The organism is Chitinophaga sp. LS1 (assembly GCF_034274695.1).
Classification (GTDB): domain Bacteria; phylum Bacteroidota; class Bacteroidia; order Chitinophagales; family Chitinophagaceae; genus Chitinophaga.
Map to the genome: position 1 here is coordinate 7,532,905 of NZ_CP128362.1, position 17,625 is coordinate 7,550,529.

The window sequence follows — 17,625 nt, forward strand, 5'->3', positions numbered from 1 at the left end:
GCCGGCTTTTAATGTTTATAATTTTATGAAAGCCCTTATTTTATGAATGCTTTGATGAATGCACCAGCATGTAACATCGCATCTTGTGTACTAGGTACTGTCGCCAGTGGATTCAACAGCCCCCAATCGTGGATGGTAGTGCTATAATCTACAAGTGTAGTGGTTACCCCTGCAGCATCCAGTTTGTGTGCATAAGCAGTGCCTTCATCATGCAGTACATCATTACCTGCTACCATTACCAATGCTGGTGGTAAACCTTTCAGTTGTTCGGTGGTAGCCTGTAATGGAGATGCGTAGATATCTTTACGCTTTGCAGCATCAGGCAGGTAGTTATCCCAGAACCATACCATCATGCTCTTTGTGAGGAAACGGCCGGTGGCATATTTATTATAAGATTCAGTTTCGAAGTTAGCATCTGTCACTGGCCAGAACATCAGCTGGAACCTGATTTCAGGACCTTTCTTATCTTTGGCCATGAGCGCTACTACAGCGGTCATGTTACCACCTACGCTATTACCTGCTATACCCAGTTTTTTGCTGTCTACATTGATTTCTTTACCATGTGCAGCTACCCATTTTGTTGCAGCATATGCCTGGTTAATTGCTACAGGATATTTTGCTTCAGGAGAAGGTGTATAATTTACGAAAACCGCTACAGCGCCGGAACCTACTACCAGGTCACGTACCAGACGCTGGTGTGTTGGAAAATCGCCCAGTACCCATCCACCACCATGGAAAAACATAAATACAGGCAACTGCCCTTTTACACCTGCAGGACGAACGATGTTTAATTTAATAGACTCACCATCTTCAGTGATTGTCTTTTCAGACACTTCGATGCCAGACAGATCAACTTTTACAGATTCCTGTGCACCTGTCAGTACTGCGCGTGCATCTTTTGGAGAGAGGGTCTCGATTGGAGCACCACCACTTGTATTGAGGGCATGTAGAAAACCTTTTACACGGGTTTCAATGGCGGGGTCTTTGTCCGGATCTAACGGTGTAATGGTTTGTGCGCTCATGTTCATTGCATTGAATGTGAAAGCTGTCATTAACAGGAATGCAGTGGCTTTGTTCACTCGTTTGATTTGTTTCACTTGTAGTTATTTATATTGTGAAAATTCCTGCAAATCTATGCCTGTATTGGGCGGGAGTCAATTGATAAATACTGTTTACCCTTGTACATTTCACTGTGTTGAAAATAACTATTATACGTACAGCGCTTTCGATAATTTGTACAACAGTTGCGATAATCCGGCAATTGGTTATGGAGTTGGTTGCACCTAGCTTTGACCCCATATTGTCTCCATAAAAATCAGGTATCCACGTCACTGTTTAACCGCTTCAGCATTTAGTTAAAGCATTATTTTAAAAAATATTAAGAATGAATACTTCATATAGATTAGCGCGGCTGATGGATGCTGAAGAACTCACCATAATGTCGATGGAACTATACACCGAAATTAGCAGTCGCAAAGACTTTACGGAGAATAAGATTGTGGCTACGCTACGGTTCTATGAGCAGCATAGTAATATGGGGGAAGTATTGATGATTGAATGTAATGGTGGACTGGCAGGGTACTCGGTGATATTTCGGTTTTGGAGTCAGGAATATGGAGGGCTGATGGTGGGGGTAGATGAATTATATATCAAAAAGAAATACCGCAGATTAGGGACGGCGAAGCAATTCATCGATCTGTTAATAGATAGTGAACGTATGCATCCCCAATTTGCGGGTATTGAGCTGGAAGCGCATTATAGTAATACACTTGCACTTAAACTATTCTCCTCTCTTGGTATTCCTAAGAATAATAACGCTTTTTATATAAAGCTGCTCAAGGAGTAAATACCCATAATACGTACAAGTTATTCCGCTTAAATGCCATTGCAGGTGTGTGATGGGATGAGCATCTTTGTGTTACAATTTACCAGGTTGGCATTGGTTATGATCCGGCTGTTTCTATAGAGGAACAGCCTATTTTTTGAGAGGATGTTGAATGACAGTGTCAAACAATCTATTCAGAATTTACCTTCCTCTACATGGTCGGATGCTGTTCAACCAAGGTCCATGATTGTGAACGAACATCTTTTTTCTTTGCAGCTAATACAATGTTCTCCTCCGCCTGTGTAATGTATAACTCCGTTCCCTTCACCCGAATCAGGTAACTATTCTTTTCAGCAGGCAGAAATTCATACTGCTGGTCCGCAATAGGTTGCTCTTCCAGAGATGCTCCTTTTGGTTGTAATGTTTTACCAGAAAAAAGATTCTTTAGCTGGTAGGTCTGGCCTTCTACAATTTTGAAATCCCAGGTCACACATTTCCAGTTGACTGGAGAGTATGGAACAATGGGGGTACCATTGGCTGTATTCGCATCTTTGATACGGAGTACCATGCCGGAGGCTACGTTCTTAATGGCATATGTGCCATGGATGGTCTGAGCATACGTGGTGACAGTGGCTATGATGAGCGCCAATGTAGAAAATAAGCTTTTCATGTTGGATGGATTTTTCTATATCAAATATATAAAAAAGGCAGCGCCATACGGGGAATATGGCGCTGCGGGTTAACAACAACTTATCTACCTATTACAACTGTTATTTTTTTTGATTTTATATAAATCTGATTCGATCTGGTTCTGATCCCTTCTACTTTTGATCAAATCTAATTCCGACCCTTTTTAATTCTGATCCTATCCAATTCGAATCATTTCTACTGCCGATCCCATCTAATTCTGATCCTATCCCAACCCGATCATTTCTACTCCCAATCCATCCAATCAGATCTAAATCTTTCTTCGCTTCTTAATTCCATCCTCCCCCCAGGCTTCTGTACAATTCCACACCAGCACTCAGTTGCTGACGGGTAATATCTGCCTGTGTCAGCTCAGCCTGCAAATATTTTCCCTGTGCAGTGATCACTTCCAGGTAGTTAGCCATACCGCTGCGGAATAGTAATTGTGCTTGACGGGTAGCCAATTGCGTAGTTTCTACCTGTTGGGAAGCGATGGTTTGCTGCGATTTCAACTTATCCAGTTTCACGAGTGAATTGCTCACCTCTCCTACTGCATCCAATGCCAGTTGGCGAAAACGGATCACAGCTTCTTCACGCTGAATCTTTGCTACTTCCAATTGTGTTTTCAATTGTCTGTGCTGAAACAATGGCTGAGTGATACCTGCAGCAGCTACTCCAAACAGGGAAGCCGGCACGGTGAACCAGTCACTCGCTTTGAAAGCATTCAATCCGCCGGTGGCAGTGAGGGTCAGAGTGGGATACATACTCCCCTGCGCCACACCTACTTTTGCATTGGCAGCTACCAGCGCCATCTCTCCTGCTCTCACATCCGGACGCTTGCTGATCAGATTGGCAGGAATACCTACCGGCAATGATTCGCGCATCAGGTTAGTACTCAGTTGCTGACTACGTACGATGGTACCTGGTAATTCACCTGTGAGGATACGCAGGGAATTTTCCTGGATAGCCAGTGCCTGTTCAAGCTGAGGTATGAGCAGGGCGGCTGTTTGCTGTTGGGAAATGGCCTGCTGTACACCTAGTTCTGTTACTTCGCCCGCTGTTTTTTGCAGGCGGATCATCTGCACAATGGTATCGCTAAGCGACAGGCTGTTTTTAGCTACCTTTAACTGTGCATCCAGCATAAGCATGTTATAATATGCATTGGCGATATCTGATACGAGGGTGGTTTGCACAGCATGTGCTCCTTCGTAGGTTTCCAGATAACTGGCCAGTGCTGCTTCTTTTTGTCTTCTGATCTTGCCCCACACATCTATCTCCCAGGATACTGCTGCATTCAATGAATAGTCTTCGATATGATCGGTACCCAGGAATGAACTAAGGCTAAGTCCATTCAAACTGTTATCAGACGGATTGGTGGTATTCGCGGATACATTCAGCGTGGCAGTTGGCAACCAGGCTGACTTTGCCTCCTTTAAGTAGGCAGATGATTCTTCGATTCGTTTTACAGCCAGCTGCAGGTCGTAGTTGCCACTCAGGCCTGCGGCGATCAGCCTTTGTAGTGTCGTATCGGCAAAGAAGTTCTTCCATGGTATCTCCGCTATACTGGTATCTGAAGGAGCTTTACCACCGCCAGCAGTGCTGGTACCTGAAGCAGCCTTATCGCCAGCAGCACTCGTACCTGAAGAAGCATTGTCGCCAAACCGCTCCGGCAGTACCAGGGCAGGCTGTTTGTAGTCACGGCCCACCCGGCAAGCTGCCAGTATAATTATAGCAATGAAGACGGTTAGGACACTGATATATTTTTTAGTCATCACTTTTTTCTTTAATTTTTTTAATACTCTGCTGCTGTCTGCATGTCTTCCTGTCTTGCAGGTTTACCGCTGATGCGCTCCTGTATATACTGGAAGATGATGAACAACACCGGTATCACAAAGATGCCCAGCAATACGCCTGTCAACATCCCTCCTGCTGCACCGAAACTGATTGAACGGTTACCCTGTGCAGATGAACCTGTCGCTCTCATGAGTGGTGTCAGACCTGCAATGAATGCAAACGATGTCATGAGGATCGGACGCAAACGTAACCTGGCCGCTTCCAATGCGGAGGCCAGCAGCCCCATTCCACCCTTGCGCCGTTGTACGGCATATTCTACGATCAGAATGGCGTTTTTAGCCAGCAAACCTATCAGCATGATCAGACCTACCTGCACATATATATTGTTGTCTATACCAAACAGATTGATGAAGGCAAATACACCAAAGATACCCAGTGGAATAGAGAGGATCACTGAGAATGGCAGAATGTAACTTTCATACTGTGCTGACAGCAGGAAGTATACAAAGATCAGACACAACAGGAAGATAATACCTGCCTGACCACCAGCTGCAATTTCTTCTTTTGTCATACCTACCCACTCGTAAGAATAACCTCTTGGCAGGTAACTAGCCGCCACTTCTTCTACTGCCCTGATCGCATCACCAGAACTATAACCCGGTTTTGGCTGACCATTGATGCTCACCGCATTAAAGAGGTTATTGCGGGTAACGGTTTCAGGGCCATATACTCTTTCCAGTTTTACCACGGCATTGATCGGTACCATTTCACCTGATTCATTCTTTACAAACACTTCATCCAGTGAAGAAGGTTCTGCACGTGCAGGTACATCCGCCTGTACGATAACACGGTAGTATTTACCAAAACGGTTAAAGTCAGATGCAAAGGTGCTACCATAAAACACCTGCAATGTTTGCAGGATCTCTGATACTTTCACTCCCAGCTGTTTCGCTTTGCTGTCGTCGATCTGCACACTGTACTGAGGGTTACCGGCATTAAAGGTGGTAAAGGCAAATGCAATTTCTTTGCGCTTCATCAATTCTCCGATAAAACCGTAAGTGGTATTTGCCAGTTTATCCATTGGGCCACCGTTACGGTCCTGCAATATCACTTCGAAACCATCTACGTTACTGAAACCAGGTACGGTAGGCATGTTGAACATGAAGATATTTGCTTCAGGAATACCTGCCAGTGCGCCTTGCATCATACCCATCACGGTTTTCAGGTCTTTCACCTTCCCACGCTGTTCGAATGGTTTGAGTTTTACAAACCCTACACCAGATGAAGAACTGCTGGAGTTGGTGATGATGTTAAAACCGGAAACGCTCAGATAAGAATTGACAGACTCGAAGTCGTGCATGATTTTTTCCACCTTGCCCACAACTTCCCGGGTACGTTGCAATGAAGCACCTGGAGGCATGCTCACAGAGTATACTACGAAACCATTGTCCTCTGTAGGAATAAACCCGGTAGGGGTACGTTTTACTAAGAATACCGTTACTGCAGTGATCAGTGCCAGACCACCTATTGCAATCCATTTACGTCTTACGAGGAAACGGAGACTATTGATATATTTATTTGTTACCGCATTAAAACCTGTATTGAATGCTTTGAAGAAACGACTACCGAAGCCCATTGTTACATGCTTTGGTTGATGGTCATCTCCATGGTGTATGTTCTTCAACAACAGGGCACAGAGAGCAGGACTCAGGGTCAATGCATTCAATGCAGAGATCAGGATCGCGATAGCCAGTGTGAAGGCGAACTGACGGTAGAATACACCCGCAGGGCCCTGCATGAAACCAACAGGTACGAATACCGCTGCCATGACGAGGGTGATGGAGATGATCGCACCGGATATTTCCTGCATACTGGTAATGGTCGCATTTCTTGGAGACATATTGATCTTCTCCATCTTGGCGTGCACCGCCTCGACGACGACGATAGCGTCATCCACTACGATACCAATAGCCAGCACCAGTGCAAAGAGGGTAAGCAGGTTGATGGTAAAACCAAACAGCTGCATGAAGAAGAATGTACCTATGATCGCTACTGGTACTGCGATAGCAGGAATCAGTGTAGAACGGAAATCCTGTAAGAATATAAATACAACGATAAATACCAGTATAAATGCTTCCAGCAGGGTATGTTTCACCTGGTCAATAGATTCATCCAGATATTCCTTGGTGCTATAGATATTGAAATATTCTACGCCTTTAGGGAATTGCAGGGATGCTTTCTTCATCAGGGCATTGGCAGCTACCTGGATATCATTTGCGTTTGAACCCGCTGTCTGATAGATAGCTATACCAATACCGTATTTCCCATTCACCTTGGTGTCACTGCTATATGTAAAGGAACCGAACTCCACTCTTGCCACGTCTTTCAAACGCAGTAAGGAGCCATCTGCATTTGCCTTCAGCACCATGTTTTCATAGTCTTCGTGCTGATTCAGTTTTCCTTTATATTTTAATACATATTCAAATGCCCTGTCACTGCTTTCACCGAAACGACCGGGTGCGGCTTCTACATTCTGCTCCTGGATGGAACTCAGTACATCCTGTGGTGACAGGTGATTGGCTGCGAGACGATCAGGGTGCAGCCAGATACGCATAGAGTAATCTTTGGAACCAAATACCATGGCCTGACCTACGCCTGTGATACGCTGTAATTCAGGGATGATGTTGATCTTTGCATAGTTCTGCAAAAACTTTTCATCGTATTCTGAAGTATTACTCATCAGGTTCACCACCATAATCATACTGTTCTGTTTCTTCTCTGTGGTGATACCTGCGCTCACTACTTCGGATGGTAAGAGGCTGGTGGCTTTGGATACGCGGTTTTGCACGTTTACTGCTGCCAGATCAGGATTGGTACCCAGTTTGAAGTACACACTCAGGGTCATGGAACCGTCGTTGTTGGAAGTAGAGGTCATGTAGGTCATGTTCTCTACACCGTTTACCGCCTCTTCTATAGGGGTGGCTACGGAACGGGCTACCACTTCGGCGTTAGCGCCGGGGTAGGATGCTGTAACGGCCACGCAGGGAGGGGCAATGTCCGGAAACTGAGTAACCGGCAATGTGAATAGCGATAAGATCCCCAACAGTACCAGCAGGATGGAGACCACCGTAGCCAGTACCGGCCTTTCTATAAATCTTCTTAACATAAATCTTTAGTTGAATTTTTTACAAATGGACTTGCCTTTAGCTGGCAATCCATTTAACTGGTTTGGCCATCTACAGGTAATTCATGATAATGGAACTGCTTTCGACACGTCATCCATTTACATATTTTTCACCTTTAGACAGGCAATCCATTTATGATGGAATCACCTTCAGACAGCCGCCCCATTTTACAATGGCTTTACCTTCAGCAGGCTATCCATAGATATTGGCTGTGGAGCAATCACAGCACCATCCTGTAGTCTTCCCAATCCTGCATATACAATAGTCTCACCTGCCTGCAGTCCTTTCTCTACGAAGTAGTACGCGCCAGATTTACCAGAGATTATAATTGGCTTGCTCGCCACTTTATTGCTATCTCCTACTGTGAATACAAATACTTTGTCCTGCACCTCAAATGTCGCTTCCTGTGGCACCAACAGTGCTGCAGAGAGTTGTTCAGGAATACGGACTTTACCTGTATTACCGGAACGAAGCAGCCCTGCACCATTCGGGAAAATAGCCCGGAAACTTACAGAACCCATTGTTTTGTCGAACTGACCTTCCATTGTTTCTACATGCCCTTTTTCGGTGTAGATGGTATTGTCTGGAAGTACCAGGTCTACAGCCGGCAATTTTTTCACTTTATCAGCGACGGTATTACCAGCTATTTTATTTTTAAATTGGAGAAAGTCGATCTCACTCATGGAAAAGTAAGCATACACCTCATTTATATCCGATAATAAGGTAAGTGGCTGTGTTTCTCCACGGCCTACCAGGCTACCGCTTTTGAATGGAATACGACCGATGTAACCACTAACAGGTGCAGTGATCAGGGTGTATCCTACACTGATACGTGCATTGCTTACATTGGCACGTGCCTGTGATACGTTGGCTTTCGCAGCCGCATAGGCAGCATTGGCAGTTTTCAGTTGTACGTCAGATACCACGTTGTTTTGTACGAGTGGCGTAAGACGGTTTACCTCTACCAGTGCCTTTTCTTCATTGGCCTGTGCAGCGAGTAAGAGTGCAGATGCATTACTCAGTTGTTCCTGGTAAGGACGGTCATTGATGCGGAATAAAGGTTGGCCTGCTTTTACGTAAGCACCTTCATCTACAAAGATCTTGTCGAGGTATCCATCTACCTGTGGGCGGATTTCAACGTTTACCTTTCCTTCTAATGTCGCGTTGTATTCACGATAGGTAGTAGCTGGAACGGAAGTTACTTTCAGCACAGGAAGTACTGCTGCTGGTGCTCCTCCTGCATTTTCTGTTTTTGCAGAAGAGGAGGCGCATGATGAAAGGAACGCGACAATAATGATACTATAAAGAAGACTCGCTGGTCCGTGTTTTTTGTGCGCTTGTTGTAAAAAGAATAAGTGATTCATACAATTGTTCATTTTAAGAAAAGTATGGCAATAGATAGCCACGCCGCCAATGGCGGAAATTTTAGGCAAAAGCCTCCCCATGGCCATAGTTAGCCATTCCACCATTGTCAGAGATGTAATGCATACCCCTCCCACACACGGTGGTCACCGGTTAATAAATAACGACAGTTATTGGAGATAGAAAAGCCACCCCACCCGCCTGAACCGGGAAGCCAGATGACAAAGTTTTTTGATTGGTTACTGCTAAGAGAAACTTATGAACAGGTTAGCAGGAGAAATTTAGATACTTCATGTGCTAGTGGTTTTTTTAGGACGACATTATTTCAACATCATCATGTTATGATTATTATAACCTTACAAAAGTACAATGATCAGCAAGGAAGTTCATTTAACTAATTACGGTATTAATTGTACTTTTCCCGGATACTCTTCTGGAACGTTGCTGGTGTGTATCCAGTATGCTTTTTAAAGAACCGATTGAAGTACCCATCGTCTTCAAACTTAAGCTCCCACGCGATTTCCTTGATGGTATGTTCGCCATAAAACAAGAGTCGCTTGGCTTCCATCACCCGTTTTTCATCGATAATCTGTTTTGCGGTTTTTCCCAACACAGCCTTGATCGTATCGTTGAGATGACCAGGTGTTACATACATCATATCTGCATAGTGCGCTACCTGCGTTTTGTCTTTGTAATGCACATCAGACAATTCATCGAACTGACGTACGATGCGGTTAGGCAGCGTATCTGATTGCATAGCGGCAATGTCCCGTTGTGGTAAACGGGAGATAGCAGCAATGAGAGAATGTAGCATGTTGCGGATAATCAGTTCCCGCAATGGTTGCCTGGTTTCCATTTCTCTCAGCATGAGACGCGCGAATCCCATGAGATCTTTCAGTTGTGCATCCGTGAGTTCAATTACAGGCGTGCCGCATACGCAACCCCAGCAGATAGGACTACCTAAGCCTGTTTCATTCACTAGAAATTCCTGTGAAAAGATAATATTAACGACCTCGCATAAACTATCGCCTGTATGTTGATGTACCTGGTCAGGATATAACATCACTACAGCAGGACCTGTGACAGTATATTTTTCGAAGTCGATATATTGAGTTGTTTCGCCTGATAGCACAAGTGTGATACTGAAATGCTTACGGCGATGCGGTTCTTTCAGATCTTCTGGTTGTACCAGGTAGGTAGTGCGGTTGATTAAAAAGCCTTTTAAAGGATTTTGTATATCAACACAGTCGTCAACATTGTAAACTGGTATGACTACATTAGTCTTCATATCACATACAGTTTAGTCGTTAAAAAGAAGAGGGCTCAGTCGTAAAAGTTCAGAGGCAGTGCCATTCTAGCTACAGAATCGGCATGGATTAATTAGTCGGCAGGATTGTAATCAGTAGATGATTAGCAGATTATATCTATTACATAGTGCGACAAAAATATAATTTACATTTCATTTTTCATCGAACTATTTTTACATGATAAATATACTTATTATCTTCAATTATTATTAGCCGGCTAATTAAATAAGTAAAAAATATTATTTCTTCAGATTTTCCAGTACCTGCATGAGCAGACGTTTTAAGATTATCCTTTCTTCTGTACTTAGCCCTTCCACCATTTGCTGCTCCAATTGGTTCCAGGTTTGTTCTGTGATATGCATAGCGGCTTCTTTACCTTTTTCAGTAAGGGAGACGCGGACGGCGCGCTGATCGGTACAGCATTTTTCTTTGACAAGGAAGCCGTTTTTTTCGAGACGGTCAGCCATGCGGGTGACAGTTACGGGTGTGACTTCCATGTTAGTCGTCAGGTCACTGAGCATGATGCCGTTGTGACATAGTACTTGTTGCAGGAAGATCTCCTGACCGGCGTGCAGGTTGTATGCCGCGAGCATTTGATTTCCTTTGTTTCTGTGCGCTTTGCCGATTTGTACCAATAGGTGACCAATGGTACTGCACATAAGCGGTTTGTTCATGAAGCAAATATAATAATTAGCCGGCTAAATAAAATAAAAATTAAAAAAAACGCTTTTACCACAGGTAAAAGCGTTCCTTTTCGAACGAAAGCTGTCTTTCTGATGCCGTCGCATTAGAAAGACTGCAGAAACACAGAAATGCAGGAAACCTGCAAAAATCTATTATTTAGTGGCCGGCTCCTTTTCTTTAGGACGTTCTTTCACTAATATCAGATCAGCCAACAATACGTTCATCGGGATATTACCCAATTTCACGATGCCTCGCTTATCACGTATTTCGATCAGTTTGCCCACCTGGCCGTTTGTTTTAATTTTTACAAGGTTGCCAATCTCGAGGTTGCTACCCACTACTTCCTGGAATTTGTCCTGTACCTTCTTCTCCAGCTTGTCATTGATAGCTTTTTCACGTTTTCTGAACAGGAGTGCTTCGGCCTGCTTCAAAACTTTTTGTTTGTCGTCGGTACGCTTCCATTCAATCACGATCTGCTTCATCTTGCGCTCCATATCTTTCAGGTAGGCCAGTTCGTCTTCCTTGATCTTGTTCTGCAACTTCATCATGCCGAACTGCTGGTTCTTTCGTTCCTTGTCAGAAAGTACCTCGTACTCACGTTTCAACTTTTCGTTTTCACGCAGCAACTGCTGTAATTCCTTCTCTTTTGCCTCTATCTTTTGCAGATCCTGTTCTGCTTTGTTCAGGAGCTTATCCAGCTGAAAATGGCCTTCATCTACCAGGTTTCTGGCCCTGTTGATCAGGGAAGGATGCAGACCTATCCGCTGTGCAATAGAGAATGTATAGGAGCTACCCGGTTTACCTACTATCAGTTTGTACATCGGTGACAGGTTCTCCTCGTCAAAGCCCATCGCCCCGTTAATGATACCCTTTACCTTGTTGGCCATTACCTTCAGGTTCAGGTAGTGGGTGGTCACAATACCAAATGCGTGTTTCTTAGCCAGCTCCTCCATGATCACCTCCGCAAAAGCACCACCAAGGTTCGGATCGGAACCGCTTCCCAGCTCATCGATGAAAAAGAGGGTCTTACCATTCGCATTTTCCATAAAATACTTCATATTTTTCAGGTGCGAACTGTAAGTACTCAATTCAAATTCGAGGGATTGTGTATCACCAATATGGATCATCAGTTGCCTGAAAATACCGATCTGGGAACTGGGATGTACCGGTACCAGCAGTCCTGCCTGCAGCATGAGCTGGATCAAACCGACTGTTTTCATAGTCACCGTCTTACCACCGGCATTCGGTCCACTGATCACGAGGATATGATTGTTCTGCTCCAGCGTGAGGTTGATGGGAATGGTCGGCTTGGTATTACGACGGTTGTACAAAAGTAACAGTGGGTGATATGCATCTACCAAATGCAGTTGTGCTGTGGGTGTGAGCATTGGGTAATTACCATCCATATCAAGTGCCAGCTTAGCTTTGGCACGGATAAAGTCGTAAGTACCGAGAATAATGTGGTAGTTGTTCAGCAGCAATGAATGCTTGCTCAGGTCTGCTGTCAGGGTACGCAATATCTTGTACACCTCACGGCTCTCATCTCTTTCCAGGGCGGCTACATCATTATTCAGCTCAATGGTTTCTTCCGGCTCCACGAATGCGGTACGACGGGTATCAGATTCTCCATGGAGAATTCCTTTTACCATACGTTTGTTTTCGGCATAAATGGCCACTACCCTTCTGCCATTCAGAAAAGCTTCGCCAGTATCGGCGAGGTAGCCCAGTTTGCTGAGTTTGGACAAACTACGGTCAAATACCCGGCGCAGTTCATTCCGCTTGCGAAACAGGGACATACGGATCCTGGATAACTCCGGAGTGGCGTTATCCCTTATCAGTCCTGCCTCATCCAATATCTCGTCGATGATCAGGATGATCTTCTTTTCGTAGTGGGTATGAGTGATCACTTCGAACAGACCCGCATAAGTGACGCGCCTGTCGTGATCAAAAAAACGTACAATGCTGCCCATGCTTTCGGCCAGCTTGCGCAATTGCATTACCTGCTCTCCGCTCAATACGGCTCCCTGGATGCCCAGCAAGCGCAATTCACTTTTCAGGTTCAGTACATAATCGTTGGGAAAATGTTCCTGCAGCAGCGTGAGCTGCTTATATTCGTGCGCCTGCTGTAATGCTGTTTTGACGTAGTCAATGTGGGTATGTAAACGCAGTTCCTGCGCCATTTCTTTACCCAGCTCCGTTTTACAATGTTCCTCCAACAAAGCCTGAACTTTGTCGAATTCCAGCTGTACTAAGGCTGAATCGGGAAAATACTTCATCTTAAATTAATTCCATACAAAGCCTGCGGTTACAATTACACAGGCGGTTAAAATTGGCTTTTGGCCCTTCAAAAGAATGTTAAAGTTAATTAATTGGGCGATCCGTTACATCAAACTTATCGTAATTTAACTTGTCTGGGGTGGAAGTGGTTACGCATACAAAACTACTCCAAACGAAAAAAATCATGCGAAGATACTCATTATTAAGCTTTTTGCTCGCACTTACCTTTGTAGCCTGTGCGCAAAGCAAATCATCGAACGACAAAGTTCCAGGTGATATAAAAGTTCCTAAAGACCTGAAAACAGAGACCGCGACCTTTGGCGGAGGGTGTTTCTGGTGTACCGAAGCCCAGTTTCAATACCTGGATGGGGTGATAAAGGTAGAATCAGGTTTTTCCGGAGGTACGGTAAAAAATCCTTCTTATGAGGAAGTGTGCACCGGCACAACGGGGCATGCGGAAGTGATCCAGGTGACTTATGACCCTGCTAAGATCTCCTATGAGGAATTACTAAAGGCTTTCTGGACCGCCCATGACCCCACCCAGCTGAACAGGCAGGGGAATGATGTGGGTACCCAGTATAGATCTGTGATCTTCTATCATAATGAAGAACAGCATAAACTGGCGGAATTATATAAGGACAAACTGGATAAGTCCGGAGCCTATGATAAGCCGGTGGTAACGGAGATTGCGCCTTTTACGAAGTTTTATAAGGCAGAAGATTATCACCAGGATTATTATAAGCAAAATGGAGAACAACCTTATTGTCACTTTGTGATAGCCCCCAAATTGGAGAAGTTTAAGAAAGTGTTTAAGGATAAACTCAAAGCTGACGCAAACTAATTTATAACAAAAACGCTTTGTCCTAAGGGCAAAGCGTTTTTGTTATAGGCTGATACCAGTTAAAAACCGGGAACTTAAAATTTAAATATTATATATTAAAAAATTTATTATATTGCTGTAGTACAATCCCAACCTATGCTATGAATCACGTTACTACTCAATCCCTAATTACCCTGATCCGCCGGGATGCTGTTTTAATTTCGTTTCTGGAAACAGGTACTATTCCCAAAGGAGGTCGGTTCCTGAACGATCCCAGATACAATGAACCTGCATTACTACAAATCATCGCTCCTCATTTTGAACCTGTCTTTACCGCAGCAGTCATTAGTTGCCTGCAAATGAAAGATACTGAATTGATGCGCGATCTGATGGCGAATCCACATCTGCTCGATGATAGTCATGAGGAAAAGAGCTACACCGCAATCCTGCAATTCCTGAATGAAAAAGAGCGATTCTTATTGTCACTCAGACATCAGCTGCAACTGGCGCAGGCCGTAGATGCTGTGGCGCTGGAAGAAACGGCTGACATCACGTACATCTGTCTCCTCAATTTACTGCCGGATGAATTTCATTCCTTCCGCTCAGAATATTGTAAGGAGGTGATAAAAACCGCCCGTATACTCGCGAAGAAACATCACAAGATGGCGATAATAATGCTCTCTAATATCCTCGAACTGCAATGCGATTCGCCTTCTCACCTGCGGGCAGAAATGCTCTACAATGAATTACAGGCGGAAATCCCTGACCTGAGCATACAAATTCCGACTTCACGCACATCTATCTGGGTGACGATCGGCAGTTTATATTCTAAGTTATTTTAGTATTTTTCGCAGAGATTTATTTCCCTGCTATGATACAACGTATTTTATTTTCGCTGCTCATACTATGCAGCCTGCAGACCTTTGCACAGGACCTGGTCGACTACAGGGCCAATCATCCTTATATCCAATACACCGGCCGTATTTTTAAGAGCAATTTTGTGACATATCGCTTCTGGCAGCCAGGGGTATATATCCGCGCGAAATTTAAAGGCACTTACTGCAATATCGTGATGGATGATGAAGAACTGTATAACCAACACAATTACCTGGCTATTCAGATTGACAACCAACCTCCTCAAAGGGTGCAGACCACTGCGAAGCACAATGTGATCAAAGCCGCTTCCAATCTGCGTGACGGAGAGCACATCATCACTATCTGTAAAAATACAGAAGCAGGTATCGGCTACCTGGAGTTTATCGGATTCCAGTGTAATAAGCTCATGCCTATTACGGCTACTCCATCGAGAAGACTTGAATTTATAGGGAATTCAATTACCTGTGGTACGGGAAGTGATCAATCTACCTTTCCCTGTGGACAGGGACAATGGTATGATCAGCACAATGCCTTCATGAGTTATGGCCCCTTGACCGCCCGTGCGCTGGATGCACATTGGATGCTGTCTTCCGTGTCCGGCATTGGATTGATCCATAGCTGCTGTGATATGAAGATCACTATGCCTCAGGTGTTTGACAAGATCAACATGCGGGATAATAGCCTGCAATGGGATTTTAATAAATATCAGCCACATGTAGTGACGGTTTGTCTTGGGCAGAATGATGGTAAGCAGGATTCTACTACTTTTTGTAATGCCTACCTGCGGTTCATTCGTACATTGAGAGGGTATTATCCAAATGCCAGTATTGTTTTGTTGAGCAGTCCAATGGCAGATGCAGACCTGAGTGCTGTATTGAAGTCTTATATTAAGACGATCGTGGTGGCAAGTGGCGATAAGAATGTATCTTATTATTTCTTTTCGAAAAGATATCATGGCGGATGCGGAGATCATCCTACACTGGAAGAGCATCAGCTGATTGCCAAAGAACTGACGGCTTATATCAGTAAATTGAAAGGATGGAATTAAAATAGAAAAGGCCGGCTAATCAGTGGCAGTTGTGCAACGGCCACTGATTAGCCAGCCTTTATGTTCATGTACGTGTTAAACAATTCGGTGAATGAGTTCCAGGCACGCCCTGCTATTGTGATAAGGACATTTCCAGAACCCGGCTTTATCTTGTCCGGGCATGATTGTCAATGTTTCTGTAACCCCCCAGTACCACTCCCCTTTTTCCGGGTCAATGATGTATTTTTTTACAAATGCCCAGGTATCTAAAGAATAGTGTAAATATTTTTCCTCCCCACTTAGTTGCCAGGCGTTGAAAAATCCCACCATTGCTTCTGCCTGTACCCACCAGTGTTTTTCTTTGTTGTCATCTTCGTATTGCAAACCTCCGTTCTCTTCTACACCGGCAATGGTAGCTTTCGCCATCAGGATGGCGTTTTCTTTCACTTTGTTTAAAAGGGACTCATCTGCCAGGACCTCTGCGGCATCGTACAACAGCCAGGATGTTTCTATGTCATGACCATAAGAAACGACGGCTGATTCCGGCTCCCAGGCTGTATTGAAGAACAGGATCTGCTGGTGGGTGACAGGATGAATGATCTTATTTAAAAAGAGTTCAATGAGTTGTTTTATTTTTTTATTCAATTCCGCATCCGGCCAGATACGATACAGGTTAGTATAAGCCTCCAATACATGTAGATGCGTATTCATGGTCTTGGCGGCATTGTCATCTTTTGCACTCAGGCGCAAGTCTGATATAGGCCCCCATTCCCTGGAAAATGCTTCGTAGTACCCCCCGTCTACAGGATCATAACTATGCGCTTCCAGCAATCGATATACATCAATGGCCCAATCTAATACTTCTTTTGAAGGTTGAATGGCATGGTACTCACTTAAGGCATAGATCAGAAAAGCTTGTCCATATACCTGTTTCCGTGTTTCCAGTGGTTCGCCGGTGGCGGTTACCGACCAATATATGCCACCGTATGCAGGATCATTGAAGTGAGTACGTAAGTACTGGAACGCTCTATCGGCCAGCGCTAAAAATTGTGGTTGTGGATCGAATTTATATGCGGCGGCAAAGGTCCACAATATGCGGCTATTCAGCACCCCACCTTTGGGACTTCCCTCCAACACGACATTGTCGTTGTTTAATGCCCCATAAAATCCCCCATCTTGTATATCAACTGTAAATTGTTGCCAGTAGTGCAGGATATCGTATAACGCTGTTGTTACCTCCTGCCTGTAAGCCGCTAGTCGCTTGTCCATAGTCTTTCGAAAACGTGGTGCTGTTTCTTCAAAGCTAGGGTTATTCCGGATGCAGGAATAATACTTTTTTATCTAAATATTGACCTTAAAGGCATAGCGCGATGCCGTCATGATCAGTATACCAAAAGGTCACTAAAAGGTCACTTCAATATCCCTGGGATAATGAGGTGCCCTTTTAGTGACCTTTTAATGTACTAGTTGTACTATAGCTTGCCTATAGTCTGACTAAGGCTCCATATGCTCATGAATCATATTATTAACTTTTTTGCGGGTTTTGCGCAAATGTTTCTTTGCCAGACGACGACCTTCGTCTGCGGTATCATTCAATTCGTCCAGGATCTGTTCTGCACGACTTCTGTTGGTCAGATAATAAATTACACCGGCTGCTGCTGCACCCACGATAGTGGCTGCTATTAATGCCTTTTTCATATCTCTGCTTTTTTGGTTCCCTATAGATATTACAAGAGTTATACCAATTGATGCCAGATTTTTTATTTTTGCCCCTCAATCAA

The 17,625-nt window shown here is 44.3% G+C and carries 14 protein-coding genes; 4 read left to right on the plus strand and 10 right to left on the minus strand.

The genetic code is table 11. The annotated features are described in order from the left end of the window. Positions 1 to 35 precede the first annotated feature (35 nt). Complete coding sequence (locus QQL36_RS30800) at positions 36 to 1,097, minus strand: alpha/beta hydrolase (RefSeq protein ID WP_321567899.1); 1,062 nt, start codon at positions 1,095 to 1,097, stop codon at positions 36 to 38. A gap of 287 nt (positions 1,098 to 1,384) precedes the next feature. On the opposite strand from QQL36_RS30800, the gene QQL36_RS30805 reads away from it, so the two are divergent. Continuing rightward, on the plus strand, positions 1,385 to 1,846 hold the full coding sequence (locus tag QQL36_RS30805; protein ID WP_083727096.1) for a GNAT family N-acetyltransferase: 462 nt from the start codon (positions 1,385 to 1,387) through the stop codon (positions 1,844 to 1,846). A gap of 190 nt (positions 1,847 to 2,036) precedes the next feature. On the opposite strand, the gene QQL36_RS30810 is transcribed toward QQL36_RS30805, so the two are convergent. The 7 genes from QQL36_RS30810 to QQL36_RS30840 form a co-directional block, all read right to left on the minus strand. After that, positions 2,037 to 2,495, minus strand: coding sequence for an RICIN domain-containing protein (locus QQL36_RS30810; RefSeq protein WP_321567900.1), 459 nt, complete (start codon positions 2,493 to 2,495; stop codon positions 2,037 to 2,039). 307 nt (positions 2,496 to 2,802) lie between these two features. Beyond that, complete coding sequence (locus QQL36_RS30815) at positions 2,803 to 4,284, minus strand: efflux transporter outer membrane subunit (RefSeq protein ID WP_321567901.1); 1,482 nt, start codon at positions 4,282 to 4,284, stop codon at positions 2,803 to 2,805. 20 nt (positions 4,285 to 4,304) lie between these two features. Then, positions 4,305 to 7,472, minus strand: coding sequence for an efflux RND transporter permease subunit (locus QQL36_RS30820; protein ID WP_083727102.1), 3,168 nt, complete (start codon positions 7,470 to 7,472; stop codon positions 4,305 to 4,307). A 186-nt stretch (positions 7,473 to 7,658) separates the two neighbouring features. After that, the gene (locus QQL36_RS30825; RefSeq protein WP_083727104.1) at positions 7,659 to 8,855 is read right to left on the minus strand and encodes an efflux RND transporter periplasmic adaptor subunit; all 1,197 of its coding nucleotides are present in this window, start codon (positions 8,853 to 8,855) and stop codon (positions 7,659 to 7,661) included. Positions 8,856 to 9,259: 404 nt separating this feature from the next. Continuing rightward, positions 9,260 to 10,141: a helix-turn-helix domain-containing protein gene (locus QQL36_RS30830; protein ID WP_083727106.1), complete on the minus strand. Its 882-nt coding sequence runs from the start codon at positions 10,139 to 10,141 to the stop codon at positions 9,260 to 9,262. Between the two features lie 258 nt (positions 10,142 to 10,399). Next, positions 10,400 to 10,834, minus strand: coding sequence for a MarR family transcriptional regulator (locus QQL36_RS30835; protein ID WP_321567902.1), 435 nt, complete (start codon positions 10,832 to 10,834; stop codon positions 10,400 to 10,402). Between the two features lie 162 nt (positions 10,835 to 10,996). Continuing rightward, positions 10,997 to 13,120 (minus strand): endonuclease MutS2, encoded by a 2,124-nt coding sequence (locus QQL36_RS30840; protein ID WP_321567903.1) that lies wholly within the window; start codon positions 13,118 to 13,120, stop codon positions 10,997 to 10,999. Positions 13,121 to 13,305: 185 nt separating this feature from the next. Here QQL36_RS30840 and msrA point away from each other — a divergent pair, with 185 nt between their 5' ends. From msrA to QQL36_RS30855, 3 genes are all read left to right on the plus strand, one after another. Continuing rightward, a complete protein-coding gene (gene msrA / locus QQL36_RS30845; RefSeq protein WP_083727166.1) occupies positions 13,306 to 13,962 on the plus strand; it encodes a peptide-methionine (S)-S-oxide reductase MsrA in 657 nt (218 codons plus the stop codon). Positions 13,963 to 14,102: 140 nt separating this feature from the next. Next, entirely contained in the window at positions 14,103 to 14,783 is a 681-nt protein-coding gene (locus QQL36_RS30850; RefSeq protein WP_321567904.1) for a hypothetical protein, read from the plus strand. Between the two features lie 29 nt (positions 14,784 to 14,812). Then, positions 14,813 to 15,865: an SGNH/GDSL hydrolase family protein gene (locus tag QQL36_RS30855; RefSeq protein WP_179091256.1), complete on the plus strand. Its 1,053-nt coding sequence runs from the start codon at positions 14,813 to 14,815 to the stop codon at positions 15,863 to 15,865. Between the two features lie 75 nt (positions 15,866 to 15,940). Here QQL36_RS30855 and QQL36_RS30860 read toward each other — a convergent pair whose 3' ends face one another. Then, positions 15,941 to 17,113, minus strand: a complete 1,173-nt coding sequence (locus tag QQL36_RS30860; protein WP_321567905.1) for an AGE family epimerase/isomerase — start codon at positions 17,111 to 17,113, stop codon at positions 15,941 to 15,943. A gap of 225 nt (positions 17,114 to 17,338) precedes the next feature. Continuing rightward, positions 17,339 to 17,542, minus strand: coding sequence for a hypothetical protein (locus tag QQL36_RS30865; RefSeq protein ID WP_083727116.1), 204 nt, complete (start codon positions 17,540 to 17,542; stop codon positions 17,339 to 17,341). Positions 17,543 to 17,625 lie beyond the last annotated feature (83 nt).

What these genes read in the sequence shown, in the direction of transcription:
- QQL36_RS30835 (WP_321567902.1), bottom strand. Translation starts at nt 10,834, where the DNA reads ATGAACAAACCGCTTATGTGCAGTACCATTGGTCACCTATTGGTACAA.
- QQL36_RS30840 (WP_321567903.1), bottom strand. Translation starts at nt 13,120, where the DNA reads ATGAAGTATTTTCCCGATTCAGCCTTAGTACAGCTGGAATTCGACAAA.
- QQL36_RS30825 (WP_083727104.1), bottom strand. Translation starts at nt 8,855, where the DNA reads ATGAATCACTTATTCTTTTTACAACAAGCGCACAAAAAACACGGACCA.
- QQL36_RS30855 (WP_179091256.1), top strand. Translation starts at nt 14,813, where the DNA reads ATGATACAACGTATTTTATTTTCGCTGCTCATACTATGCAGCCTGCAG.
- QQL36_RS30810 (WP_321567900.1), bottom strand. Translation starts at nt 2,495, where the DNA reads ATGAAAAGCTTATTTTCTACATTGGCGCTCATCATAGCCACTGTCACC.
- QQL36_RS30860 (WP_321567905.1), bottom strand. Translation starts at nt 17,113, where the DNA reads ATGGACAAGCGACTAGCGGCTTACAGGCAGGAGGTAACAACAGCGTTA.
- QQL36_RS30815 (WP_321567901.1), bottom strand. Translation starts at nt 4,284, where the DNA reads ATGACTAAAAAATATATCAGTGTCCTAACCGTCTTCATTGCTATAATT.
- QQL36_RS30865 (WP_083727116.1), bottom strand. Translation starts at nt 17,542, where the DNA reads ATGAAAAAGGCATTAATAGCAGCCACTATCGTGGGTGCAGCAGCAGCC.
- QQL36_RS30830 (WP_083727106.1), bottom strand. Translation starts at nt 10,141, where the DNA reads ATGAAGACTAATGTAGTCATACCAGTTTACAATGTTGACGACTGTGTT.
- QQL36_RS30820 (WP_083727102.1), bottom strand. Translation starts at nt 7,472, where the DNA reads ATGTTAAGAAGATTTATAGAAAGGCCGGTACTGGCTACGGTGGTCTCC.
- QQL36_RS30850 (WP_321567904.1), top strand. Translation starts at nt 14,103, where the DNA reads ATGAATCACGTTACTACTCAATCCCTAATTACCCTGATCCGCCGGGAT.
- QQL36_RS30805 (WP_083727096.1), top strand. Translation starts at nt 1,385, where the DNA reads ATGAATACTTCATATAGATTAGCGCGGCTGATGGATGCTGAAGAACTC.
- msrA (WP_083727166.1), top strand. Translation starts at nt 13,306, where the DNA reads ATGCGAAGATACTCATTATTAAGCTTTTTGCTCGCACTTACCTTTGTA.